The following is a 23,155-nucleotide window of genomic DNA, read 5'->3' as shown; positions in this document are numbered from 1 at the left end:
CATGAAGTTCTCGAATTTCGTCCGCGTGCATTGGGCGGCTTTCCGCGCGCTGCTGGTCCTCACGTTGGTCACCGGCATCGCCTACCCGCTGTTCATCTGGCTGGTCGCCCAGATTCCCGGGCTACACGACCAGGCGGAAGGGTCGATTCTGACCTCTGACGGCAAGCCGGTCGGCAGCCGGCTGATCGGTCAGCTGTTCACCGATAAGGACGGCAACCCGCTGCCGAAGTACTTCCAGAGCCGCCCGTCAGCGGCCGGCACCGGCTACGACCCACTCTCGACCAGCGCGAGCAACCTCGGGCCGGAGAGCATCGTCGACACACCAGCCGACCCTGCGCAATTGGCATCCGGCAAGTCCGCTTCGGACGCGGGCTTCAAGCCGAGCCTGCTGACCACCGTGTGCTCGCGCAGCGCCGCGGTGGGCCAGCTGGAAGGGGTGGACGGGTCTCGTCCATTCTGCACGGGCGGCGGTGTGGGGGCAGCGTTGTCGGTGATCGGGCCGCGCGACGCCCGCGGCAACGTCACCCATCCGACGCGGGTGGTCAGCGTCAACGAGCCCTGCCAGGCGGTCCCGGCGCCCTTCTTGGCCCTTTACGAGGGCGTGCGGGTCGAATGCGCCAAGTATGGCGAGGACTACACGATCGGTCAGATCGTGCCCATCCGCGGCGCCGCACCCGCCAACCCCGCCGTGCCCGCCGACGCCGTCACCGCGAGCGGCAGCGGCCTCGACCCGAACATCTCACCGGCCTACGCCGACCTCCAAGTGGCCAGAGTGGCCAAGGCCCGGCACGTCAGCCCCGACGAGATCCGTCAGGTGTTGGCGCAGAACCGAAGCGGGCGCACCCTCGGATTTTTCGGCGAGCCGTGTGTCAACGTGTTGCAGCTCAACCTGCAACTCGATCACAAATATCCAGTCTCGAGCTAGCGCGATAGGGGGATGATGGTTGACGTGAGTGTCGTTGACCACCGTCCTAAACGCGGCGAACTGCGGATATACCTCGGTTCGGCCCCGGGGGTGGGCAAGACGTACGCGATGCTCGGCGAAGCGCATCGCCGGCTGGAACGCGGCACCGACCTGGTGGCCGGCGTGATCGAGACCCACGGCCGTGCGAAAACCGCTGAGCTGCTTGAGGGCATTGAGTTCGTTCCGCCGCGCTACATCGAATACCGCGGCAGCACCTTCCCCGAACTCGACGTGCCGGCCGTCCTCGCGCGTCGGCCCCAAGTCGTCTTGGTCGATGAGCTCGCGCACACCAACACACCGGGCAGCAAAAACGCCAAGCGTTGGCAGGACGTCGAGGAATTGCTCGACGCCGGGATCACGGTGATCTCCACCGTCAACGTCCAGCACCTGGAGAGCCTCAACGACGTCGTCGCCCAAATCACCGGCATCGAACAGAAGGAGACCATCCCGGACTCCATCGTCCGCCAGGCCTCTCAGGTCGAGCTGATCGATATCACACCGGAGGCGTTGCGCCGCAGGCTCTCCCACGGAAACGTCTACGCCCCGGAGCGGATCGACGCGGCGTTGTCGAACTACTTCCGCCGCGGAAACCTCACCGCGCTAAGGGAACTCGCACTGCTCTGGCTGGCCGACCAGGTTGACACTGCGCTGGCCAAATACCGCGCCGAAAACAAAATCACCGAAACATGGGAGGCCCGCGAGCGGGTCGTGGTGGCGATCACCGGCGGCCCCGAGTCGGAGACGCTGGTACGCCGGGCATCCCGGATCGCGTCGAAGTCCAGCGCCGAGCTGATGGTGGTGCACGTCATCCGCGGCGACGGGCTGGCCGGCCTGTCGGACGCGCGGATGGCGAAGATTCGCGAGCTGGCGAGCAGCCTGGACGCCTCCCTGCATACCGTGGTCGGGGACGACGTGCCAACGGCCCTACTCGATTTCGCCCGCGAGATGAACGCCACTCAGCTGGTGATCGGCACCTCGCGCCGGTCGCGGTGGGCACGCATTTTCGAAGAGGGCATCGGCGCGACGATCGTCGAGCGGTCGGCGAAGATCGACGTGCACCTGGTTACCCACGAGGAATCCAAACGCGGCTTTCGCGCGGCATCGCTGGCGCCCAATGAGCGCCGGGTGGCGTCGTGGCTGGCAGCCTTCATCGTGCCGTCGCTCATCTGCGCGGTGATCGTGACAGCGCTGGACAGGTATCTGGGCACCAGCGGCGACAGCGCCCTGTTCTTCGTCGGCGTGTTGCTGGTCGGACTGCTGGGAGGCGTTGCGCCGGCGGTGGTCTCGGCGGTGCTGTCCAGCCTGCTGCTGAACTATTTCCTGACCGCGCCGCGGCACACCTTCACCATCGCCGAACCCGATGCCGCCGTCACCGAACTCGTGCTGCTGCTGATCGCGGTCGCCGTCGCGGTGCTGGTCGACGGCGCGGCCAAGCGCACCCGCGAGGCCCGGCGCGCCTCGCAGGAGGCCGAGCTGCTGACGCTGTTCGCGGGCTCGGTGCTGCGTGGGGCCGACCTCGAGACGCTGCTCGAGCGGGTGCGCGAGACCTACTCGCAACGCGCGGTCAGCATGCTGCGCGAACCCGCCGAGGAGGACCACGCCGGCGGCAAGCGGGGCGAGGTCGTCGCCTGCGTGGGCCGGGATCCCTGTGTCACGGTCGATTCCGCCGATACCGCGATCGAGGTCGGCGACGACGAATTCTGGATGCTGTTGGCGGGCCGCAAGCTTTCGGCCCGCGACCGGCGGGTGCTGAGTGCGGTGGCCAAGCAGGCCGCGGGTCTGATCCGGCAGCGCGAGCTGGCCGAGGAAGCCAGCCGGGCCGAGGCGATCGTGCGGGCCGACGAGTTGCGGCGTTCCCTGCTGTCGGCGGTCAGCCACGACCTGCGTACGCCGTTGGCGGCGGCCAAGGTCGCGGTGTCCAGCCTGCGCGCCGAGGACGTCGCCTTCTCCCCCGCGGACACGGCGGAACTGCTGGCGACCATCGAGGAGTCCATCGACCAGCTGACCGCGCTGGTGGGAAACCTGCTCGATTCGTCGCGCCTGGCCGCCGGGGTGGTGCATCCCGACCTGCGCCGGGTCTATCTGGAGGAGACGGTTCAACGGGCGCTGATCAGTATCGGCAAGGGCGCCACCGGTTTCTACCGCTCCGCCATCGACCGGGTGAAGGTCGACGTGGGTGACGCCGTGGTGCTGGCCGACGCCGGGCTGCTGGAGCGCGTCCTGGCCAACCTGATCGACAACGCGCTGCGGTACGCGCCCAACTGTGTGGTGCGGGTCAACGCGGGGCGCGTCGGCGATCGGGTGCTGATCAACGTCATCGACGAGGGACCCGGCATCCCGCACGGGACCGAGGAGCAGATCTTCGAAGCGTTCCAGCGCCTCGGCGATCACGACAACACCACGGGGGTGGGCCTGGGCATGTCGGTAGCGCGCGGCTTCGTCGAGGCCATGGGCGGGACGATCGCGGCCGGGGACACCCCGGGCGGCGGTCTCACGGTGGTGGTGGAATTGGCCGCGCCGGAGATGGTTGCGGCGCGATGACCCGCGTGCTGGTGATCGACGACGAGCCGCAGATCCTGCGGGCGCTGCGCATCAACCTGTCGGTGCGGGGTTACGAGGTGATCACCGCGTCCACCGGCGCCGGCGCGCTGCGCGCTGCCGCGGAGCACAAGCCCGACGTCGTGATCCTCGACCTCGGACTCCCCGACATCTCCGGCATCGATGTGCTGGCCGGGCTGCGGGGCTGGCTCACCGCGCCGGTGATCGTGCTGTCGGCGCGCACCGACTCGTCGGACAAGGTCGAGGCGCTCGACGCCGGGGCCGACGATTACGTCACCAAACCCTTTGGCATGGACGAGTTTTTGGCGCGGCTACGGGCAGCGATCCGGCGCAACACCGCGGCGTCCGAACTGGAGCAGCCGGTGATCGAGACGGACGCCTTCACCGTCGATCTGGCGGCCAAGAAGGTGACCAAGAACGGCGCCGAGGTTCACCTCACCCCGACCGAATGGGGAATGCTGGAAGTCTTGGTCCGCAACCGGGGCAAGCTGGTCGGCCGCGAAGAGCTCCTCAAGGAGGTGTGGGGCCCGGCGTACGCCACCGAAACACATTATCTGCGAGTGTATTTGGCGCAACTGCGGCGCAAGCTCGAGGACGACCCGTCGCAGCCCAAGCACTTGCTGACCGAATCGGGTATGGGGTATCGGTTCGAGGTGTGAGTGGGCGCCCTGAGTGCACCCGGGGCGGCGTTGACCAAACCCGTCATGGTCGTACCCGCACGGGAAGGTAATAGTCGTGTTCGCGGTCGCAGTCAACGGTGAAGGCGACCGCCCTCATCACGCCCTCGTCGTCGAATTCCAACCACCGCTGGGTGCGCTGACGCTCGAATTCGGTCCACGAGGCGACGGTGAACCTTTCGAGGAACGTATCCGGTTGTCCGACGCTGTGATAAAGCCGCCAAGTGTGGCCGCCCGTTCGCAGCCTCGATCGTCGGACGGCGCGTATCGCCTCGACGAATTCCTCGAGCCGGTCAGTGGGCACTCGGTAACGAACGGTGACGAGAACCGGCCCGTCGTTAGGGCACGGTTCGAACACCAACGTCGGTGACGGCCATGCTGTGGACACGTCGACCTTCAGCTTGCCGGTCGACGGCCGCAACGGAAGCACGGCGGCGCTCAGAGCAACCGCACCCAGCATCACCGCGGAACCCAGCAGCGCCGTGCGCAGATCCGTCCGCGTGGCTATCGCGCCCCAGGCATACGAGCCGAGGGCCTGAGAACCCGTTGCGACCAGTAGATAGAGGGCCAACCCGCGTGCCATGACCCATCGCGGCAACGAGAGCTGCGCGGCGGCGTTCAAGGTTGTCAACGTGATCAGCCACGCCATCCCGGACAACATCAGGAATGGCGTCGCCGCGGCGAACGGCAGCCAGATCACCGCAAGCGGCGCAAGGCCGTACGCGGCTGCCGACGCCCCCAGCAGAACGTTGTCGGAGATTCGCTCACGCAATCGCGCGGCAACGACGACGGCAAGGATGGCGCCCAACCCCATAGCCGCCAGCGCGACACCGTAGCCACTGGCCGTTAGATGCCACCTACGGGCGGCGGCCACCGGCAGCAACGCGAATACCGCCGAGGCGGGAAACAGGAACAGCGCCGCCCGCAACAGGATCCGGCGAATATTGGGACCGTTGCGAACGAATCGCAGGCCGGCGATCACGGCCTGGCCGAAGTGCTCTCGCTCGATTGGGCTGAGCTGTTTCGGTCGTTTCCAGGCCAACAGCACAGCGATTATTCCGGCGAACGAGAGGGCGTTGATTGCAAAGACCGCAGCAGGACCCGCCAAAGCCACGACAACGCCGCCGAGTGCCGGTCCAATCGCCCGTGCTGCATTTCCGGCGACGCTACCCAATGTCGCTGCGGCCGTGATCTGCTCACGCGGAACAATTTCGGGCTGAATCGCCTGCCAAGCCGGGGCGGTAAGGGCAGCCGCACAGCCAATGGCCGCGGTAAGCATCAGCAGCGACGCAGGGCTGAGCCGGCCGAGGAAGGTCAGAACCGCCAGCGCCAGCGCGACAAGCACCGCGTACGCGTTCAGAAGAATCAGCAGCCGGCGTCGGTCGAACAGATCGGCGAGCGCGCCGGCAAACAATCCGAAGACCAAGGTCGGTGCCAGGGTCGCAGTCTGGACAAGCGCCACGATGACGTCGCTGCTGTGCTTCTCGACCAAAAACCATTGAGCCGCCACAGTTTGCATCCACGTCCCGGTGTTGGAGCCCAGCTGTGCGATCAACAGACCGCGGTAGACGTGGTTACGCAACGGCGCCCATGCCGACGGTGGCCCGTCGGCATGTCCGTCGCCGGAAATCACCGCAGAGCTGATAACCGGCCACCCGCCTGTTCGGCGTACTTGCGACGCTGGGGCTGTCCGGCGCCGTGCACCACGGCAGCAACAAGAATGCCCGTCATCATCACGGGCAGCCGGACGGTGAGATCTGGCATAACCACGCCTTCCGCGTCGTGCCGAAAGTTGAAGTCTAGAGCAACTCCCCAGGTTCGGCGCGCGCCGAAATGACCGCACCCAATGTCGCGATACCCGGGAGTCGGGCTATTGCGCGATCGACAGCACGATGCCGTCCAGGATGTCGTGCTCGCTGACCGTGAGCTCGTCGATGCCGGCGCGGACGCGCAGCTCGCGCGCCAACTCCTCGACCACGATCGCTCCGCCGCCGATGACGTCGGCACGCCCCTCATGCATAGGCCCCAAAGCGGCACGCTCGGATCGCGGCATGGCGATCAGCCGCTCGCACACCGCCAGGAGATCTCGGCCGGGAACGCGCGAAAGATGAATGGCCGCAGAGTCATACGCCGTCATGTTGTGAGCTAGCGCCGAAAGCGTCGTCATCGTCCCGGCCAGCCCAACCCAGGTTCGCGCCCCCTCGACGGGCACCACGCGCAGCGCGACACCGAGCCGCTCGCGCACCACCGCCCTGGCCGCCGCCACCTCGTCAGCTGTCGGCGGATCCGAGTGCAGGCAGCGCTCTGTCAGCCGTACGCAACCGATGTCGGCCGAGTGACTGGCCACCACCACGGAATCCCCGCCCAGCACGATCTCGGTAGAGCCACCGCCCAAGTCGACGACGACGAAAGGCCCTGCGGCAGGGTCCAATTCACCGACGGCGCCGCGGAACGACAGCGCGGCCTCCTCCGCGCCGGAGATCACCTCCGCCACCGCGCCGGGCAGCACCGCGCCAAGCACCTCGGCCGTCATCGCAAAGAAGACATCACGATTGGCGACGTCGCGCGCCGCCGACGTGGCCACCATCCGCACCCGCTCGACGCCGTGCCGCATCAGCAGCGCGGCGTAATCGGCCAGTGCGTCCCGCGTCCGGGCGATCGCCTCCGGCGCGAACTCGCCCGTCGCATCCACACCCTGGCCCAGCCGCACGATCCGCGTCTCCCGGTGCACGTCGCGCAGCCGGCCGTCGCGAACGTCGGCGATGAGCAACCGGATCGAATTAGTTCCGCAGTCGATTCCGGCGAACCTGCTCACCATTGCCCTGCCACCAGGACGCCGGCCATCGCCGGCTCGGGCGCCAGGATCGCCAGCGCCTCGTCACCAAGCGGGTTGCACCCCGGCCCCTTGGCCAGCGAGTGCGCGATCAGCACGTGCAGACATTTGACCCGGTCCGGCATCCCGCCACCGGAAAACGTCGTCCCCAGGGGCTCGATCGCATCCCGTTCGGCCAAGTACGATTCGTGCGCCCGCCGATACGCGGCCGCCAACTCGGGATCATGGCGCAACCGCTCGGACATATCGCGCATCAACCCGGTCGTCTCCAGCCTGCTCGCGGCCGCGGTCAGCACCGGATGTGTCAGGTAGTACAACGTCGGAAACGGCGTTCCGTCAGGAAGTTTCGGTGCGGTCTTCACGACGCCGGGCTCGCCGCCGGGGCAGCGGTAGGCGATCTCGAGCACGCCGCGGGGCTCACGCCCGAGCTGACGCGCCACGGCCTCGAGGTCCGCACGATCAACCACCGGGCGCCATGGGATTCGGGGTGGGACCGGGTTCGGCGGGGGGCACATTGGCCGGCGGCAGGTGCGGAGCATCGGCGATGGTGTGCCACAGCGACGTGTACCAGGGATCGGTGCTGGCCGGTTTCACCGCCTGGCCTCCCGGCTCGCTAGGGGCCGCCGTCGGCGGAAGCTGAACCTGGAACGGAATATCGCCCGGCTTCACGAAGCCCAGCCGCTCGCGGGCCTGCGCCGCGATGTAGGCCGGGTCGCCGAGTTTGGCCTTCCGCTGCTCGAGGTCGGCGATCTGGCGGCGAAGCGCGGCTTCGCTTGCCGTCAACTGGTTCATCTCGGTGCGCTGCGCGAAGTACGTGCGCACCGGGCCGGCGATGGTCAACGTGAGCACGCAGACGACGGCCGCCAGCACCGCCGCCCGCCGCGCGGTGAAACCCAGCCGTTGCTCCGACCGCTGTTCGACCGATTCCGCGGCCTGCCGCTTGATGGGCTCGACGACATGCTCGAAAACCGATCGGGGGCTAGCCTGCTTGGCGGTGGCGGACGGCTTGGAAGAGGGCTTTGCCGTACGACGCCGCCGAACCGGATCACCGGCCTTCCCCGGACGCGATGCCGGGGAGCGCCGTTTCGGATCCGGCTTGGCGGACAACCTATTTGGCCTCCGGCGCGTAGCGCGGGAACGCCAGATCACCGGCGTAGCGGGCGGCGTCGCCCAGCGCCTCCTCGATTCGCAGCAGTTGGTTGTATTTGGCCACCCGCTCGCTGCGGGCCGGCGCGCCGGTCTTGATCTGGCCGCTGCCGACCGCCACCGCCAGGTCGGCGATCGTGGTGTCTTCCGTCTCGCCGCTGCGGTGGCTCATCATCGTGCGGTACCCGCTGTGGTGGGCGAGCGCGACGGCGTCGAGCGTCTCGGTCAGCGTGCCGATCTGATTCACCTTGACCAGCAACGCGTTTGCGACACCCTTCTCGATGCCTTCCTCGAGGCGTTCGGGATTGGTGACGAAGATGTCGTCGCCGACGATCTGCACACGGTCACCGATAGACGTCGTCAGGGCCGCCCAGCCTTCCCAATCATCCTCGGAGAGCGGGTCTTCGATGGACACCAGCGGGTAGGAGCCAAGCAGCCCGGCGTAGAACTCCGCCATCTGCTCGGCGGTGCGGGTGCTGCCCTCGAAGGCGTATCCGGTTCCGTCGGTGTAGAACTCCGTGGCCGCCGCGTCCAGGGCCAGGGCGACGTCGACGCCCAGCTTGAACCCGGCCGACTCGATGGCGCTGCCGATCAGGTCCAGCGCCGCGGTGGTGCCGGCCACGTCGGGCGCGAAGCCGCCCTCGTCCCCCAGGCCGGTGCTCAGACCCTGCTTCTTCAGCACCGACTTGAGCGAGTGGTACACCTCGGCGCCCCAGCGCAGCGCCTCACTGAAGCTGGGGGCGCCGATCGGGGCCACCATGAATTCCTGAATGTCGACGGCGGTGTCGGCGTGCGCGCCGCCATTGAGGATGTTCATCATCGGCACCGGCAGGATGTGCGCGTTCGGCCCGCCGATGTAGCGGAACAGCGGGAGCTCGGCGGAATCCGCGGCGGCCTTGGCCACCGCCAGCGACACACCCAGGATCGCGTTGCCGCCCAGCCGGGACTTGTCGGGGGTGCCGTCGAGGTCGACCAGCGCCTGATCCACCAGCCGCTGATCGTCGGCGTTGAGCCCGATCACCGCCGGGCCGATCTCGTCGAGCACGGCCTCCACGGCCTTTCGCACGCCCTTGCCGCCGTACCGTTCACCGCCGTCGCGCAACTCGACGGCCTCGTGCTCGCCGGTCGACGCCCCGGAGGGCACCGCCGCGCGGGCAAACGTCCCGTCGATCAGGGCGATCTCGACCTCGACCGTCGGGTTACCGCGGGAATCGAGGATCTCGCGGGCCCCGACCTGCTCGATAATCGGCACTGAGTTTCTCCTTGCGTGTTCTAGCTGGCGCCGTCAGCGATACATCCTGCTACAGCGGGTGACCCGCCGCATAAGCGGTCGCCCAGTCGCGGACCGCCCGCGCGTAGACGCCCGAGTTGTTGTAGGCCCGCAGTGCGGTGATCCAGCCGCGCGGAGTCCCCAGATCTTTGCCCCGCCAACACAGGTAACCCGCCGCCGCGAGGGCCGCATCGTCGATGTTGTCGGGGCTGACACGCCCGTCGTTATGGGCGTCGACGCCGTACAACCGCCAGGTCTCCGGGATGAACTGCATCGGCCCCATGGCCCGCACCACCCCGTCGTCATCGGTCACTTGTTCCTCGCTGTCGACGATGCGCAGAGTGCCCCCGCTGCCGTCCAGGCGGACACCGCGAATCGGCGGGCTCACATCCCCGTTGGGCGCCAGGCGCGCGCCGCGGTAGGTGCCGTGATGGCTTTCGACCTGCCCGATGCCCGCCAACGTGGTCCACGCGATATGGCACTTGGGGTTCTCGACCTCGGCGACCCGAGCCGCGTACGCGTACGCCTCCAGCGCGATCACTGGAATCTCGAGCGTCGCCGACCGCTGCTCGGCCCAGGCCCGAAGCTGGTCGGCGGGGCGTCCGCTGGCGTGGGTGTCCACCGGCGGCACCGGGGCCCCCGCGGGCGGCGGGACACCCTCCGGAATGAAGAGGCTGAGCTGCCACGTGCAGCTGGAGGCCATCAGCATCGCGGTCGCGCCGATCACGGCAGCCGCGCGCAACCAACGCCTCGGCGACACCATGCTGGTTAAAGCTCCCTCAACTCCCCTGCACAAACTTCCGCAACCATCGTCCCATGTGTTCCGGTCTTGCCCGGCCGCGTCGGGGGCCCGGCGCAGGATTTTGGTTAATTATCGGTTAGCCCCAAGCAGCTTTCGCGGTCACGCGTCGTCGGCCGCGGCATCCACCGCGGCCGCCTCGGGCACCCCGTCCGACGGCCAGTGCTCCCGCCACTCGTCCTCGGTGACCTCCCCGAGGGGTGCCACGTCGAACTCATCGGGGACGTCGCCGCCCCGGCGCGTCGCGGCGATCGCCCGTTCGACCTCCCGGACGGTGTCCACGAACTCCAGAACCGCCGAGCGCAGCGCGCCTTCCGCGTCGCCGCCGGCCGACACCGATATCGAGGTGATTTCGGCGGGTATGAGATCGGCGGGCAGGCCGGCCTTCTCGGCACGCTGAATCACTTTCTGCGCCAGCGCCAATGCGGGCTGCCCGGTATGCACGTCGTCCATCACCGATTTCCGGGGCTTTTCGGCGGCCTTGCGCTCTTCCCATTGCGCCAACTGCTCTTCCAGCGAAATGGTCTGGCCCGCAAGCACACCCGGAACCCGATTGCCCAGCTTGCGCATCAGCGTGACGGCAACGTCGTCGATGGTGAACGGAAGCTGCGGCGCATCCTCGGCGATGCGCGCGTGAAAGAGCACCTGCAACAACACGTCGCCGAGTTCTTCGCGCAACTGGTCGGCGCTGCCGCTGCGCACCGCGTCCAACAGTTCGTAAGTCTCCTCGAGCAGGAACCTGCGCAGCGAGTCGTGGGTTTGCTCGCTCTCCCAGGGCCCCGCGGTGCGCAGCTTGTCCATCATCGCCACGGCGTCGACCAGTCGTTCGCCGCGCGGGGTGTCCGGCGCCGAGATCAGCCGGGCACCGGCCGCGAGGCGCGCCGTGACGGCGGGATGATCGGGGTCGGACGAGAGAAGCACCGGCGCCGGATCATCGGGGTCCCCGGCATGCACCGGACGGGCCGCGGGCAGCGACCACGGCACCGCGACGGGCATCTCCTCGGTGTACTGCACCTCCCCGCTGAGATGTTCTATCGCTTCCACGGGGACCAGCGATGGGCGGCGAGGGTCGAACAAGACGACGATCATGTGCGCCGCTCCTCTCCCCCGCAAGCGGGTGGGGGTACCCCCGGCCGCGCAGCGGCGAGGGGGCGTGCCCCCACATCGCTCCGCTCTGCATCGTCGCCGGCGCGGATCATCGCGCTTGTCGCTCCTCACTGGACATCGCTGCAGGTGACGCACTCGTTATATCAATGTCCGTCTGGGGTTTTCCTTGCAGCGCCGTCACCAGATTGGCCACCATCTGCACCAGCTCGACGTCGCGGATGCGCGCCGCCCCGACACCGCCCGCCCGCGGGATGGGAACCTGCACGGTCGAGGTGGTGGCGCGGTAGCTCGCCGACGGATACATCCGCTTGAGCCGCACCTGGGCCGAATCCGGCAGCGTCATCGGCGACAGCCGCACGGTGGCCGCCGACGGCGCGGACACCTCGGTGATGCCCGCGGCGCGGCACAGCAGCCGCAACCGCGCGACCGCCACCAGGCGCAGGGCCGGTTCGGGCAGCGCGCCGTAGCGGTCGACGAGTTCGTCGACCACGGCGTCGACGGCCGCGTCGTCGGAAGCCGCCGCCAGCCGTCGGTACGCCTCCAGCCGCAGCCGGTCGCTGGCGATGTAGTCAGGCGGGAGGTGCGCGTCCACCGGCAGGTCGATCCGCACGTCCTTGGGCTCCTCGGCGGTGGTCACCGTCTGGCCGTCGGCGGCCGCGCGGTAGGCCTCCACGGCCTCGCCCACCAGCCGCACGTACAGGTCGAACCCGACCCCGGCGACGTGCCCGGACTGCTCGACGCCCAGCACGTTGCCGGCGCCGCGGATCTCGAGGTCCTTGAGCGCGACCGCCATGCCCGCGCCCAGCTCGTTGTTCTGCGCGATGGTCGCCAGCCGGTCGTAGGCCGTCTCGGTCAGCGGCGCGTGCTGCGGGTACAGGAAGTAGGCGTACCCGCGCTCGCGGCTGCGGCCCACCCGGCCGCGCAGCTGGTGCAGCTGCGACAGCCCGAAGGTGTCGGCGCGCTCGACGATCAGGGTGTTGGCGTTGGAGATGTCCAGCCCGGTCTCGACGATCGTGGTGCAGACCAGGATGTCGTATTCGCGGTTCCAGAACCCCTGCACGGTGCGTTCCAGCCGGTCCTCGGGCATCTGTCCGTGCGCGACGACCACGCGCGCCTCGGGGACCAGCTCGCGAACATGTGCCGCGGCGCGGTCGATCGAGCTGACCCGGTTGTGCACGTAGAACGCCTGCCCGTCGCGCAGCAGCTCGCGCCGCAGGGCGGCCGCGACCTGCTTGTCGTCGTGCGGGCCGACGTAGGTCAGCACGGGATACCGCTCTTCGGGCGGCGTCAGGATGGTCGACATCTCGCGGATCCCGGCCAGGCTCATCTCCAGCGTGCGCGGGATGGGGGTGGCGCTCATGGTCAGCACGTCGACGTGGGTGCGCAGGCTCTTGATGTGCTCCTTGTGCTCGACGCCGAACCGCTGCTCCTCGTCGACGACGACCAGCCCCAGGTCTTTCCAGCGCACCCCGGTCTGCAGCAGCCGGTGCGTGCCGATCACGACGTCGACCGAGCCGTCGGCCAGGCCCTCGATCACGGCGCGGGACTCGGCGTTGTCGGTGAACCGCGAGAGCCCCTTGACGGTCACCGGGAAGCCGGCCATCCGGTCGGTGAACGTCTGCAGGTGCTGGTCGGCCAGCAGCGTGGTGGGCACCAGCACCGCGACCTGCTTGCCGTCCTGGACCGCCTTGAACGCCGCGCGCACCGCGATCTCGGTCTTGCCGTAGCCGACGTCACCGCAGATCACCCGGTCCATCGGGATCGGCTTTTCCATGTCGGCCTTGACCTCGGTGATGGCGGTGAGCTGGTCGACGGTCTCGGTGAAGCCGAACGCGTCCTCCATCTCGGCCTGCCACGGGGTGTCGGGCGCGAACGCGTGGCCGGGGCTGGCCTGGCGTTTGGCGTAGAGCGCGACGAGCTCGCCGGCGATCTCGCGCACCGCGCGGCGGGCCTTGGTCTTGGTGTTGGCCCAGTCGCTGCCGCCAAGCTTGGAAAGTGCCGGCGCCTGCCCCCCGACGTAGCGGGAGAGCTGGTCCAGGGAGTCCATCGGGACGTACAGCTTGTCCGAGCCGCCGCCCCGCTTGCTCGACGCGTACTCGAGCACCAGGTACTCGCGGCGCGCGCCGCCGACCGTGCGTTCGGTCATCTCGACGAACCGCCCGATGCCGTGCTGGTCGTGCACCACCAGGTCACCGGCCGTCAGCGCCAGCGGGTCGACGGTGTTGCGCCGCTTGGCCGCCAGCCGCTTGCCCTCGACGGCGGTGGTTCGGCTACCGGTCAGGTCGGTCTCGGTGATGACGACCAGGTTGGCGCCCGGAATGACGACACCGTCGTGCAGCGGACCCTTGAGCACGCTGACGATTCCGGGCTTGAGCGTGGTGTCCGCCGCGTGGGGTTCCAGCATGGCGGCGGGGGTGTCGGAGTCGGCGAGCCGCTCGACGACCCGGTGCGCGGTACCGGCGCCCGGCGCGACGACGGCGGCGTAGCCGCCGGTCGAGACGTGCGCGCGCAGCATCGCGAAGATGCCGTCGATGTCCTGCTGGTGCCCGCGGGCCGAGGGCGCCGCCCGAACGTCCAGCTCGACTGCCGACTCGTCGGACAACTGGCTCAACGTCCACCACGGGTGACCGGAATTCGCCGCCGCGGCGTGCACGTCGTCCAGCTCGGCGAACCCCGATCCCCCGAATTGCGCCACGTCGACGGGCGCGTCGGTGCCGAGGGCGGCGACCGACCAGGAGGCCTCGAGGAATTCGCTGCCCGTCTTGATCAGGTCGGCGGCCCGGGTGCGAACCTTCTCGGGGTCGCACACCAACACCGGCGTGCCCTCGGCCAGCTGGTCGGTCAGCAGCACGTGTTCCCCGGGCCGCAGCACCGGCAACAGCGCCTCCATGCCGTCGACCGCGATCCCCTCGCCCAGCTTGGCCAGCATGTCGGTCACGCTGCCGGTGATGGCCGGCTCGGCCCCGGAATGCCGGGCGGCGAGCGCGGCGGCCCGTTCCCGCACCTCGTCGGTCAGCAGCAGCTCGCGGCAGGGCACCGCGATCACCGTCTCGACCTCGATCTCGGGGATCGAGCGCTGGTCGGCGACGGCGAACATCCGGATCTCGCTGACCTCGTCACCCCAGAACTCGATGCGCACCGGGTGCTCGGCGGTCGGCGGAAAGACGTCGAGGATGCCTCCGCGCACCGCGAAGTCGCCCCGCCGGCCCACCATGTCGACCCGGGTGTAGGCCAGCTCCACCAGCCGGGCGACGACGTCTTCGAAGGCGATCTCCTCGCCGACTTCGAACGTGACCGGCTCGACCAGGCCCAGCTCCGGCGTCATCGGTTGCATCAGCGAGCGCACCGCGGTCACCACCACCTGCAGCGGCGGGCCCAACCGACCATCGTCGGGATGCGCCAGCCTGCGCAGCACCGTCAGCCGGGCGCCGACGGTGTCGACGCCCGGCGACAACCGCTCGTGCGGCAGGGTCTCCCAGGACGGAAAGGCCGCGACGGCATCGCCGAAGACGCCGCGCAATTCAGCGGTCAGGTCGTCGGCCTCGCGACCCGTCGCGGTGACCACGAGCAAAGGCCCCAACCGCGCCAGCGCGCTGGCCACAAAAAGCCGTGCACTGGCTGGACCCACCAGGCGCAGCTCGGCCGGTCGCTCGGCCGCGCTTTCGATCAGTTGCTGGAAGGTCGGCGCGGTGAGCGCCAATTCAACGAGCCCCGCGATCGGGGGTTCTGGGCGAGCAGGCCCCGGTGCGGTCATGATGAATCCATTCTAGGGGCGCCAGGATTCGTCAATATTGAGCCCGGCGCCGTCAAGGGTTCGTAAGGAAGCCGCCCTTCGGCCCCGTGCCGGCCCACGTTGGATTCATGACATTGCTGGAGATCCTGCCGTCACTTGGTCACGCGGCCCCGCCGCGGTTCGATCCCGCGATCTGGCCCGTGACCGCCCACCCCGACGAGCAGGGCGGGCTCTGCGTCGGCGGGGTGCCCCTGGCGGACATCGCCGACGAGTTCGGCACGCCGGCCTACGTCATCGACGAGACCGACTTCCGGCGCCGGGCCCGCCGTTACCGCAAGGCGCTGCGTGGCGTCCAGGTGGTCTACGCGGGGAAGTCGCTGCTGACCACCGCGGTGGCCCGCTGGGCCCGCGAGGAGGGCCTCGGCATCGACGTCTGCTCGGCCGGTGAGCTGGCCGTCGCCCTTGCCGGTGGGGTGGATCCGGCCCGGATCGTCGTCCACGGCAACGCCAAGTCCCTCGATGAGCTGCGCGACGCGGTGGGCGCCGGCGTGGGGCGGATCGTGCTGGATTCCTGCATGGAGATCGCCTACCTCGCCGGCCTGGCGCGCGGGCGTCAGCCGGTCCTCATCCGGGTGACGCCGGACATCGATATTCACGGGCACCGGGCGGTGGCGACCGGAATCAGCGACCAGAAGTTCGGCTTCACCCTCGCCGGAGACCACGCCGCAGAGGCGGTCAAACGCGTGCTGGCGCACCCGATCCTCGACCTGGTCGGCCTGCACTGCCACATCGGCTCGCAGGTTACCGACCCGACGCTATACGGCGAAGCGATTCACCGGCTGATCGCCGCGATGGCCGACATCCGGGCCCGCCACGGCGTCATCCTGACCGAACTCAACCTCGGCGGCGGGCACGCCATCCCCTACGTTCCCGGCGACCGCGAACTCGACCTCGACGCGCTGGCCCGTGTTATCGAGGGCGCGCTGGACGAGGCCTGCGCCGCGGAGCATTTCCCCCGCCCCAGGGTGGTGGTGGAACCCGTCGACGGCGGCTAACTGTCCTGCAGCCTGGGGTCGGCCTCCAGGTGGGTCAGCCCGTTCCACATCAGGTTGACCAGGTGCGCCGCGACCACTTCCTTCTTGGGTTCCCGGGTGTCGAGCCACCATTGCGCCGTCATCGACACCGAGCCCACCAGCGCCTGCGCGTACAACGGCGCCAGCTCGGGATCCAGGCCGCGGCGGGCGAAGTCGCCGGCCAGGATTGAGCTGACCTGGTTGACGGCGTCGTTGAGCAGGCTGGAGTAGGTGCCCGAGCTGATGGCGGCCGGTGAGTCGCGGATCATGATGCGGAAGCCGTCGGTGCGCTCTTCGACGTACGTGAGCAGCGCCAGAGCGACCCGCTCGACCCGCACCCGGGACCGGTTGTTGGTCAGCGACGAGGTGATGCCGTCCAGCAGCGCCGACATCTCGCGGTCGACCACCACGGCGTACAGCCCCTCCTTGCCGCCGAAATGTTCGTAGACGACCGGCTTGGACACGTTGGCGCGCAACGCGATCTCCTCGATCGAGGTGCCCTCGTAACCGCGCTCGGCGAACAGCGAGCGTGCGATGCCGATGAGTTGTTGCCGGCGCTCGGTACCGGTCATCCTGGCGCGCGGGGCGCGTGCCTCTTTGTCCGGCTCCTTGTCGAGAACAGCCACGTCAATCAGCGTATAGCGTCGCAGGCACCGAACCGCCCGTCTTTCCCTCGGCGCCGCGATCGGCCCGTCCACCGTCTAAAGTCTGTTGGTGGCGCGGGCCGATGGGCCTTGCGATCCGTCGTGGTGTAATCGGCAGCACCTCTGATTTTGGTTCAGATAGTTCAGGTTCGAGTCCTGGCGACGGAGCTTTGCTCCCTGGGTCGAGGGTGGGGCCTATGCACGAATTCGGCACGGTTCCCGTACGCAGGCCCCACGGTCGGCGAGTCGGACCGAAGTGGTCTTTGCGTCGACGTCAGGTGTGGTGACACGCTTGACGGCGTGTCGGCGTACAGACACGCACGCTCGCGTCGGAAGGAGAAGCGTGGCGTCTCGTGGTGATACCGCGGTCCTGGTGCTCGCGGCCGGGCCCGGCACCCGGATGCGGTCGGACACCCCCAAGGTGCTGCACACGATCGGCGGGCGCAGCATGTTGTCCCACCTCCTGCACGCGATAACCAAGGCCGCCCCGCAACACCTGGTCGTGGTCCTCGGCCACGACCACCAGCGCATCGCTCCGCTGGTCGCCGAATGGGCCGACGGCCTGGGCCGCGCCATCGAGGTCGCCCTGCAGGACCGGCCGCTGGGCACCGGCCACGCCGTTCTCTGCGGCCTGTCCGCGCTGCCCGAGGACTACGCCGGCGTCGTCGTCGTCACCTCCGGCGACACGCCGCTGCTGGACTCCGACACCCTGGCCGACCTGATCGCGACGCACAACGCCGGATCGGCCGCCGCGACGGTGCTCACCACGACACTCGACGACCCCACCGGCTACGGCCGCATCCTGCGCACCCAGGACAACGAGGTCACCGCGATCGTGGAACACGCCGACGCGACGCCTTTCCAGCGCGAGATCCGCGAGGTCAACGCCGGCGTCTACGCCTTCGACGTTCCCGCGTTGCGCTCCGCGCTGAGCCGGCTGAGCTCGAACAACGCCCAGCAGGAGCTGTACCTGACCGACGTCATCGCCATCCTGCGCGGCGACGGGCGGGCCATCCACGCCCAGCACGTCGATGACAGCGCGCTGGTGGCCGGCGTGAACAACCGCGTGCAGCTGGCGCAATTGGGCGCCGAACTCAACCGCCGGATCGTCGCCGCCCACCAGATGGCCGGGGTGACGGTGGTCGACCCGGCCACCACCTGGATCGACGTCGACGTCACGATCGGCCGCGACACCGTGATCCACCCGGGCACGCAGCTGCTGGGACGCACCCAGCTTGGCGGCCACTGCGTCGTCGGCCCGGACACCACGCTCACCGACGTCACCGTCGGCGACGGCGCGTCGGTGGTGCGCACCCACGGCACGTCGTCGTCCATCGGCGCCGGCGCCACGGTCGGGCCCTTCACCTACCTGCGGCCGGGCACGGTGCTCGGCGATGACGGCAAGCTCGGCGCGTTCGTCGAGACCAAGAACTCCACGATCGGCACCGGCACCAAGGTTCCGCACCTGACCTACGTCGGTGACGCCGACATCGGCGACCACAGCAACATCGGAGCGTCCAGCGTCTTCGTCAATTACGACGGCACGTCCAAGGCCCGGACCACGATCGGCTCCCACGTGCGCACCGGGTCGGACACCATGTTCGTCGCCCCGGTCACGGTCGGCGACGGCGCGTACACCGGCGCGGGAACCGTGGTCCGCGACGACGTCCCGCCCGGCGCGCTCGCGGTGTCCGCCGGCCCGCAGCGCAACATAGAGGGCTGGGTACAGCGCAAACGGCCGGGCAGCGCGGCGGCCGAAGCGGCCGAAAAGGCGACCGGGGCCGGCGGGCCCGAATAGACATTGTGATTTCGCTATCTGGTAACCCGGCCACATTTCCGTACCATTCGCTACGTACGATTGGCCATCCACTTTTGATCCGAACGGCGAGGGCAGTGCGTTGAGCCACGACTGGACCGACAACCGCAAAAACCTGATGCTCTTCTCCGGCCGTGCGCACCCGGAGTTGGCCGAGCAGGTCGCAAAGGAGCTCGACGTCCACGTCACCGCTCAGACGGCGCGGGAGTTCGCCAACGGCGAGATTTTCGTCCGGTTCGACGAGTCGGTCCGCGGGTGCGACGCGTTCGTCCTGCAGTCGGCCCCGGCGCCGGTGAACGACTGGCTGATGGAACAGCTGATCATGATCGACGCGCTCAAGCGGGGCAGCGCCAAGCGGATCACCGCCGTCATGCCGTTCTACCCGTACGCCCGGCAGGACAAGAAGCATCGCGGCCGCGAGCCGATCTCGGCGCGGCTGGTCGCCGATCTGCTCAAGACCGCCGGCGCCGACCGGATCGTGACCGTCGACCTGCACACCGACCAGATCCAGGGTTTCTTCGACGGGCCGGTCGACCACATGCGCGGGCAGAACCTGCTGACCGGGTACATCCGGGACAACTACCCGGACGGCAACATGGTCGTGGTCTCCCCCGATTCGGGGCGGGTGCGGATCGCCGAGAAGTGGGCCGACGCGCTGGGCGGAGTCCCGCTGGCCTTCATCCACAAGACCCGCGACCCGCGGGTGCCCAACCAGGTGGTGTCCAACCGCGTCGTCGGCGAGGTGCAGGGCAGGACATGTGTGCTGATCGACGACATGATCGACACCGGCGGCACGATCGCCGGCGCGGTCAAGTTGCTGCGCGACGAGGGCGCTGGTGACGTGATCATCGCGGCCACCCACGGCGTGCTGTCCGACCCGGCCGCCGAGCGGCTCGCTGCGTCCGGCGCCCGCGAGGTGATCGTCACCAACACGCTGCCGATCGGCGAGGAAAAGCGCTTCCCGCAGCTCACCGTCTTGTCCATCGCGCCGCTGCTGGCCAGCACCATTCGCGCCGTCTTCGAAAACGGCTCCGTCACGGGGCTGTTCGACGGAGACGCCTAGATGGCCGATACCGTCATCTACCACAATCCCCGCTGCAGCACATCCCGCAAAACGCTGGACTTGTTGCGCGACAACGGGGTTGAGCCGACAATCGTCGAATATTTGAAGAACCCGCCGTCGCGCGGCGAACTGGTGAAGATGATCGACGACGCCGGGATCGACGTGCGGACCGCGGTGCGCAAGCGTGAATCGCTTTACACCGAACTCAATCTCGCCGATGCGACCGACGACCAGTTGCTCGACGCCATGGTCGAACACCCGATCCTGATCGAGCGGCCGTTCGTCGTCACACCGAAGGGCACCCGGCTGGCCCGGCCGGTCGACGCGGTCCGCGAGATTCTGTGAGACGTGGGTATGCGGCCGCGGCCATCGCGCTGACACTGTCCGCGGTGGCGTGCGGTCCGAAAACCCCTGACTACCAATCGATCTGGTCGACGACTCCGACGACCACGACCACGACGACGCGGGTCGAAAAGCCCGTGCCCCTGTCGCAGTATCTGCAGAACATCGGCGTCACCGGCCAACAGGTGGCGCCGGGCAACCTGCCCGACCTGACGGTCTCGATCCCGACGCCCCCGGGCTGGTCGGTGGCGAGCAATCCGCACATCTCGCCGGAGACCGTAATGCTCTCCAAGGGGAACAAGTACCCGACCGCCAGGCTGGTGGTGTTCAAGCTGAATGGCGATTTCGATCCGGCCCAGGTGATCCAGCACGGCAACGACGACGCCCAGCTGTTCGAGAATTTCAAGCAGCTCGACGCCTCGACGACGCCCTACAACGGCTTTCCCTCGTCGATGATCCAGGGCAGCTACGACTTGGACGGCACACGCCTGCACAGCTTCAACCGGATCGTCATCGCCACCGGGTCGCCGCCCGCCAAGCAGCGATACCTGGTTCAGCTCACCATCACCGGCCTGGCCAACGAGGCGGTCGCGCAGTCCACCGACATCGAGGCGATCATGCGGGGGTTCGTCGTCGCGGCGAAGTAGCGGCGGTTCACTAGGCTCACATCCATGACGAACTGGACCGCCGCAGACCTGCCCTCGTTCGCCGGGCGCACCGTGATCATCACCGGGGCCAACAGCGGTCTCGGCGCCGTGACCGCCCGCGAGCTGGCGCGCCGGGGCGCCACGCTCGTCATGGCGGTTCGCGACGTTCGCAAGGGCGAGAAGGCCGCGCTGCAGATCCGGGGCACTCAGACCGGCCCGGTCGAGGTGCGCCCGCTCGACCTGCAGAACCTGTCGTCGGTGCGCGAATTCGCCGACGGCGTCGACGAGGTCGACGTGCTGATCAACAACGCGGGCATCATGGCGGCCCCCTACGCGCAGACCGTCGACGGCTTCGAAAGCCAGATCGGCACCAACCACCTCGGGCATTTCGCGCTCACCAACCTGTTGCTGCCCAAGCTCACCGATCGGGTGGTCACGGTGTCGTCGATGGCGCACTGGGCGGGTCGGATCAGCCTCGACGACCTGAATTGGAAGACGCGGCGGTACTCGCCCTGGCTGGCCTACAGCCAGTCCAAGCTCGCCAATCTGCTGTTCACCAGCGAACTGCAGCGGCGCCTGGATTCGTCCGGTTCGAAGCTGCGCGCGCTGGCCGCGCACCCCGGCTATTCGCACACCAATCTGCAAGGCGCCTCGGGCCGCAAGCTGGGCGACGCGATGATGTCGGCGGTCACCCGGGTGGTGGCCACCGACGCGGACTTCGGCGCGCGCCAGACGCTGTACGCGGCGTCGCAGGACCTGCCCGGCGATACGTTCGTCGGGCCGCGGTTCGGCCAGCTCGGCCGCACCCAACCGGTGGCGCGCAGCCGGCGGGCGCAGGACCCGGCAATGGCCCGGGCGCTCTGGGAGCTGTCCGAGCAGCTCACCGGCACCAAATTCCCGCTCTGAGCCCTCCGACCGAACCCCACCGCCCCCACCAGCCTCGCCAGCCTCTCGCGCGGTCGGCCGGCGATGTGCCCACCTCCGAGCGACAACGCCCGCGCGCCGCGGGTAGTCGCTGCGAGGCGGGCATCTCGGCCATCGCCCCGGCCAGGTGGCGGAGTGACGCAAGTGACGCAGACCGCCGCAATTTCCGCTCCCAGGTGCGCATGCGTTAACCTGACCGGGCGTCACGGCGAGGGTGGCTGGCCTGCCAGCACCGTTATCGACGGAGACCGACGAACTGTCGCGACCCTGGCCGTGCCCCCACACTGACGAGCACACAGGAGCGACACGATGGCCAAGTCCGCAGGCAACCAGCTCACCGCCACGGTGCGAACCGAGACCGGTAAGGGCGCGTCCCGCCGGGCCCGCCGCGAAGGCAAAATCCCCGCCGTCCTCTACGGGCACGGTTCCGACCCGCAGCACCTGGAGCTGCCCGGCCACGACTTCGCGGCCGTGCTGCGCCACGCGGGCACCAACGCGGTGCTGACCCTGGACATCGGCGGCAAGGAACAGCTGGCGCTGACCAAGGCGCTCGACATCCACCCGATCCGCCGCACCATCCAGCACGCCGACCTGCTGGTCGTGCGCCGCGGCGAGAAGGTCGTCGTCGAGGTGACCGTCGTCGTCGAGGGCGACGCCGTGCCGGGCACCCTGGTCACCCAGGACACCAACACCATCGAGATCGAGGCCGAGGCGCTGTCGATTCCCGAGCACGTCACCGTGTCGGTGCAGGACGCCGAACCGGGCACCCAGTTCACCGCCGGCCAGATCGCCCTGCCGCGGGGCGTCAACCTGATCTCCGACCCGGAGATGCTGGTGGTCAACGTGGTGGTCGCGCCGACGGCCGAGGACCTCGAGGAAGAGGGCGCGGGCGAGGTCGCCGAGCGCGAAGAGGCCCCCGCCGAAGAAGAGGCCGGCGAGGCCGAGGCCCCCGCGGACGAGTCCGAGTAGGCGGTTCGCAACGTGGCCGAGCCGTTGCTGGTGGTCGGCCTGGGCAACCCCGGAGACAACTACGCCCGCACCCGGCACAACCTCGGGTTCATGGTCGCCGACCTGCTCGCCGGCCGACTGGGGTCAAAGTTCAAGGTGCACAAGCGGTCCGGCGCCGAGGTGGTCAGCGGCCGGTTGGCCGGACATTCGGTCCTGGTCGCCAAGCCGCGCTGCTACATGAACGAGTCCGGCCGCCAGGTCGGGCCGTTGGCGAAGTTCTATTCGGTGGCGCCGGCCGACATCGTCGTCGTGCATGACGACCTCGACCTGGACTTCGGCCGCATCCGGCTGAAGGTCGGCGGCGGCGAGGGCGGTCACAACGGCCTGCGCTCGGTGGCGGCCGCGTTGGGCACCAAGGAGTTTCAGCGCGTCCGCATCGGGATCGGCCGACCACCCGGTCGCAAAGACCCGGCGGCCTTCGTGTTGGAGAACTTCTCGGCGGCCGAGCGCGGCGAGGTGCCGACCATTTGCGAGCAGGCCGCGGACGCCACGGAGTTGCTCGTCGAGCTGGGGCTGGAGCCGGCGCAGAACCGCGTCCACGCCTGGTAAG

At 68.9% G+C, this 23,155-nt stretch carries 20 protein-coding genes, 1 tRNA gene and 1 pseudogene; 12 read left to right on the top strand and 10 right to left on the bottom strand.

Annotation, left to right across the window (positions count from 1 at the left end; translation table 11 throughout):
• The first annotated feature begins 1 nt into the window (after position 1).
• From A5691_RS11925 to A5691_RS11915, 3 genes are read left to right on the top strand one after another with little or no spacing between them, the layout of a single operon-like run.
• Complete coding sequence (locus A5691_RS11925; protein ID WP_067890185.1) at positions 2 to 925, top strand: potassium-transporting ATPase subunit C; 924 nt, start codon at positions 2 to 4, stop codon at positions 923 to 925.
• Positions 926 to 937: 12 nt separating this feature from the next.
• A complete protein-coding gene (locus A5691_RS11920; RefSeq protein WP_067890182.1) occupies positions 938 to 3,505 on the top strand; it encodes a sensor histidine kinase KdpD in 2,568 nt (855 codons plus the stop codon).
• Positions 3,502 to 4,182 carry a response regulator gene (locus A5691_RS11915; protein ID WP_067759558.1) on the top strand — a complete coding sequence of 227 codons (681 nt, stop codon included), beginning with the start codon at positions 3,502 to 3,504 and terminating at the stop codon, positions 4,180 to 4,182. Before A5691_RS11920 ends, A5691_RS11915 begins: the two co-directional genes overlap by 4 nt.
• 43 nt (positions 4,183 to 4,225) lie before the next feature.
• Here the strand turns inward: A5691_RS11915 and A5691_RS11910 are convergent, their stop codons facing one another.
• The 9 genes from A5691_RS11910 to mfd all read right to left on the bottom strand — a co-directional run bounded on the left by A5691_RS11910 (position 4,226) and on the right by mfd (position 15,109).
• Entirely contained in the window at positions 4,226 to 5,833 is a 1,608-nt protein-coding gene (locus tag A5691_RS11910; protein ID WP_068019554.1) for an MFS transporter, read from the bottom strand.
• Positions 5,830 to 5,964 (bottom strand): hypothetical protein, encoded by a 135-nt coding sequence (locus A5691_RS28925; RefSeq protein WP_255369099.1) that lies wholly within the window; start codon positions 5,962 to 5,964, stop codon positions 5,830 to 5,832. Before A5691_RS28925 ends, A5691_RS11910 begins: the two co-directional genes overlap by 4 nt.
• Positions 5,965 to 6,070: 106 nt before the next feature.
• Positions 6,071 to 7,018, bottom strand: a complete 948-nt coding sequence (locus tag A5691_RS11905; protein ID WP_068019557.1) for a Ppx/GppA phosphatase family protein — start codon at positions 7,016 to 7,018, stop codon at positions 6,071 to 6,073.
• Positions 7,012 to 7,500, bottom strand: coding sequence for a DUF501 domain-containing protein (locus A5691_RS11900; RefSeq protein WP_068019561.1), 489 nt, complete (start codon positions 7,498 to 7,500; stop codon positions 7,012 to 7,014). The genes A5691_RS11905 and A5691_RS11900 overlap by 7 nt, the downstream gene beginning before the upstream one ends.
• Positions 7,493 to 8,140 (bottom strand): septum formation initiator family protein, encoded by a 648-nt coding sequence (locus tag A5691_RS11895; protein WP_068019566.1) that lies wholly within the window; start codon positions 8,138 to 8,140, stop codon positions 7,493 to 7,495. The genes A5691_RS11900 and A5691_RS11895 overlap by 8 nt, the downstream gene beginning before the upstream one ends.
• Position 8,141: 1 nt before the next feature.
• A complete protein-coding gene (gene eno / locus A5691_RS11890) occupies positions 8,142 to 9,431 on the bottom strand; it encodes a phosphopyruvate hydratase (protein WP_067759528.1) in 1,290 nt (429 codons plus the stop codon).
• A 49-nt stretch (positions 9,432 to 9,480) separates the two neighbouring features.
• On the bottom strand, positions 9,481 to 10,209 hold the full coding sequence (locus tag A5691_RS11885) for a lytic transglycosylase domain-containing protein (protein WP_156670230.1): 729 nt from the start codon (positions 10,207 to 10,209) through the stop codon (positions 9,481 to 9,483).
• A 141-nt stretch (positions 10,210 to 10,350) separates the two neighbouring features.
• Positions 10,351 to 11,337 (bottom strand): nucleoside triphosphate pyrophosphohydrolase, encoded by a 987-nt coding sequence (locus tag A5691_RS11880; RefSeq protein WP_067759522.1) that lies wholly within the window; start codon positions 11,335 to 11,337, stop codon positions 10,351 to 10,353.
• Positions 11,338 to 11,443: 106 nt separating this feature from the next.
• Positions 11,444 to 15,109 carry a transcription-repair coupling factor gene (mfd, locus tag A5691_RS11875; protein ID WP_068019570.1) on the bottom strand — a complete coding sequence of 1,222 codons (3,666 nt, stop codon included), beginning with the start codon at positions 15,107 to 15,109 and terminating at the stop codon, positions 11,444 to 11,446.
• 107 nt (positions 15,110 to 15,216) lie between these two features.
• Between mfd and A5691_RS11870 the strand changes: the two are divergent.
• Positions 15,217 to 16,128: pseudogene (locus A5691_RS11870) on the top strand (diaminopimelate decarboxylase); the annotation flags it as partial.
• Positions 16,129 to 16,139: 11 nt separating this feature from the next.
• Here the strand turns inward: A5691_RS11870 and A5691_RS11865 are convergent.
• Positions 16,140 to 16,733: a TetR/AcrR family transcriptional regulator gene (locus tag A5691_RS11865; protein ID WP_156670229.1), complete on the bottom strand. Its 594-nt coding sequence runs from the start codon at positions 16,731 to 16,733 to the stop codon at positions 16,140 to 16,142.
• A 168-nt stretch (positions 16,734 to 16,901) separates the two neighbouring features.
• Here A5691_RS11865 and A5691_RS11860 point away from each other — a divergent pair.
• The 8 genes from A5691_RS11860 to pth all read left to right on the top strand — a co-directional run bounded on the left by A5691_RS11860 (position 16,902) and on the right by pth (position 23,154).
• Positions 16,902 to 16,973 (top strand) — tRNA-Gln (locus A5691_RS11860).
• Between the two features lie 175 nt (positions 16,974 to 17,148).
• The gene (gene glmU / locus A5691_RS11855; protein WP_068019574.1) at positions 17,149 to 18,603 is read left to right on the top strand and encodes a bifunctional UDP-N-acetylglucosamine diphosphorylase/glucosamine-1-phosphate N-acetyltransferase GlmU; all 1,455 of its coding nucleotides are present in this window, start codon (positions 17,149 to 17,151) and stop codon (positions 18,601 to 18,603) included.
• Positions 18,604 to 18,703: 100 nt separating this feature from the next.
• Positions 18,704 to 19,684: a ribose-phosphate diphosphokinase gene (locus A5691_RS11850; protein ID WP_067759508.1), complete on the top strand. Its 981-nt coding sequence runs from the start codon at positions 18,704 to 18,706 to the stop codon at positions 19,682 to 19,684.
• Entirely contained in the window at positions 19,685 to 20,029 is a 345-nt protein-coding gene (arsC, locus tag A5691_RS11845) for an arsenate reductase (glutaredoxin) (protein ID WP_067759501.1), read from the top strand. It begins immediately after the preceding gene.
• Entirely contained in the window at positions 20,026 to 20,673 is a 648-nt protein-coding gene (locus A5691_RS11840; protein WP_067759488.1) for an LpqN/LpqT family lipoprotein, read from the top strand. The genes arsC and A5691_RS11840 overlap by 4 nt, the downstream gene beginning before the upstream one ends.
• A 24-nt stretch (positions 20,674 to 20,697) precedes the next feature.
• Positions 20,698 to 21,579 carry an oxidoreductase gene (locus A5691_RS11835; RefSeq protein ID WP_067759483.1) on the top strand — a complete coding sequence of 294 codons (882 nt, stop codon included), beginning with the start codon at positions 20,698 to 20,700 and terminating at the stop codon, positions 21,577 to 21,579.
• Positions 21,580 to 21,906: 327 nt separating this feature from the next.
• The gene (locus tag A5691_RS11830) at positions 21,907 to 22,566 is read left to right on the top strand and encodes a 50S ribosomal protein L25/general stress protein Ctc (RefSeq protein WP_067781044.1); all 660 of its coding nucleotides are present in this window, start codon (positions 21,907 to 21,909) and stop codon (positions 22,564 to 22,566) included.
• A 12-nt stretch (positions 22,567 to 22,578) separates the two neighbouring features.
• Positions 22,579 to 23,154 carry an aminoacyl-tRNA hydrolase gene (pth, locus tag A5691_RS11825; RefSeq protein ID WP_068019577.1) on the top strand — a complete coding sequence of 192 codons (576 nt, stop codon included), beginning with the start codon at positions 22,579 to 22,581 and terminating at the stop codon, positions 23,152 to 23,154.
• Position 23,155 lies beyond the last annotated feature (1 nt).

The organism is Mycobacterium sp. E183 (genome assembly GCF_001667735.1).
GTDB lineage: Bacteria > Actinomycetota > Actinomycetes > Mycobacteriales > Mycobacteriaceae > Mycobacterium.
Note: the sequence above shows the minus strand (reverse complement) of the source record. Positions and strands in the feature narration are given on the sequence as shown.

Bases quoted from the DNA above. Each gene is read 5' to 3' on its own strand.
- A5691_RS11835 (WP_067759483.1), top strand. From the start codon at position 20,698: ATGACGAACTGGACCGCCGCAGACCTGCCCTCGTTCGCCGGGCGCACC.
- A5691_RS11865 (WP_156670229.1), bottom strand. From the start codon at position 16,733: ATGACCGGTACCGAGCGCCGGCAACAACTCATCGGCATCGCACGCTCG.
- A5691_RS11915 (WP_067759558.1), top strand. From the start codon at position 3,502: ATGACCCGCGTGCTGGTGATCGACGACGAGCCGCAGATCCTGCGGGCG.
- A5691_RS11925 (WP_067890185.1), top strand. From the start codon at position 2: ATGAAGTTCTCGAATTTCGTCCGCGTGCATTGGGCGGCTTTCCGCGCG.
- A5691_RS11880 (WP_067759522.1), bottom strand. From the start codon at position 11,337: ATGATCGTCGTCTTGTTCGACCCTCGCCGCCCATCGCTGGTCCCCGTG.
- A5691_RS11830 (WP_067781044.1), top strand. From the start codon at position 21,907: ATGGCCAAGTCCGCAGGCAACCAGCTCACCGCCACGGTGCGAACCGAG.
- A5691_RS28925 (WP_255369099.1), bottom strand. From the start codon at position 5,964: ATGCCAGATCTCACCGTCCGGCTGCCCGTGATGATGACGGGCATTCTT.
- A5691_RS11905 (WP_068019557.1), bottom strand. From the start codon at position 7,018: ATGGTGAGCAGGTTCGCCGGAATCGACTGCGGAACTAATTCGATCCGG.
- arsC (WP_067759501.1), top strand. From the start codon at position 19,685: ATGGCCGATACCGTCATCTACCACAATCCCCGCTGCAGCACATCCCGC.
- mfd (WP_068019570.1), bottom strand. From the start codon at position 15,109: ATGACCGCACCGGGGCCTGCTCGCCCAGAACCCCCGATCGCGGGGCTC.
- A5691_RS11920 (WP_067890182.1), top strand. From the start codon at position 938: ATGATGGTTGACGTGAGTGTCGTTGACCACCGTCCTAAACGCGGCGAA.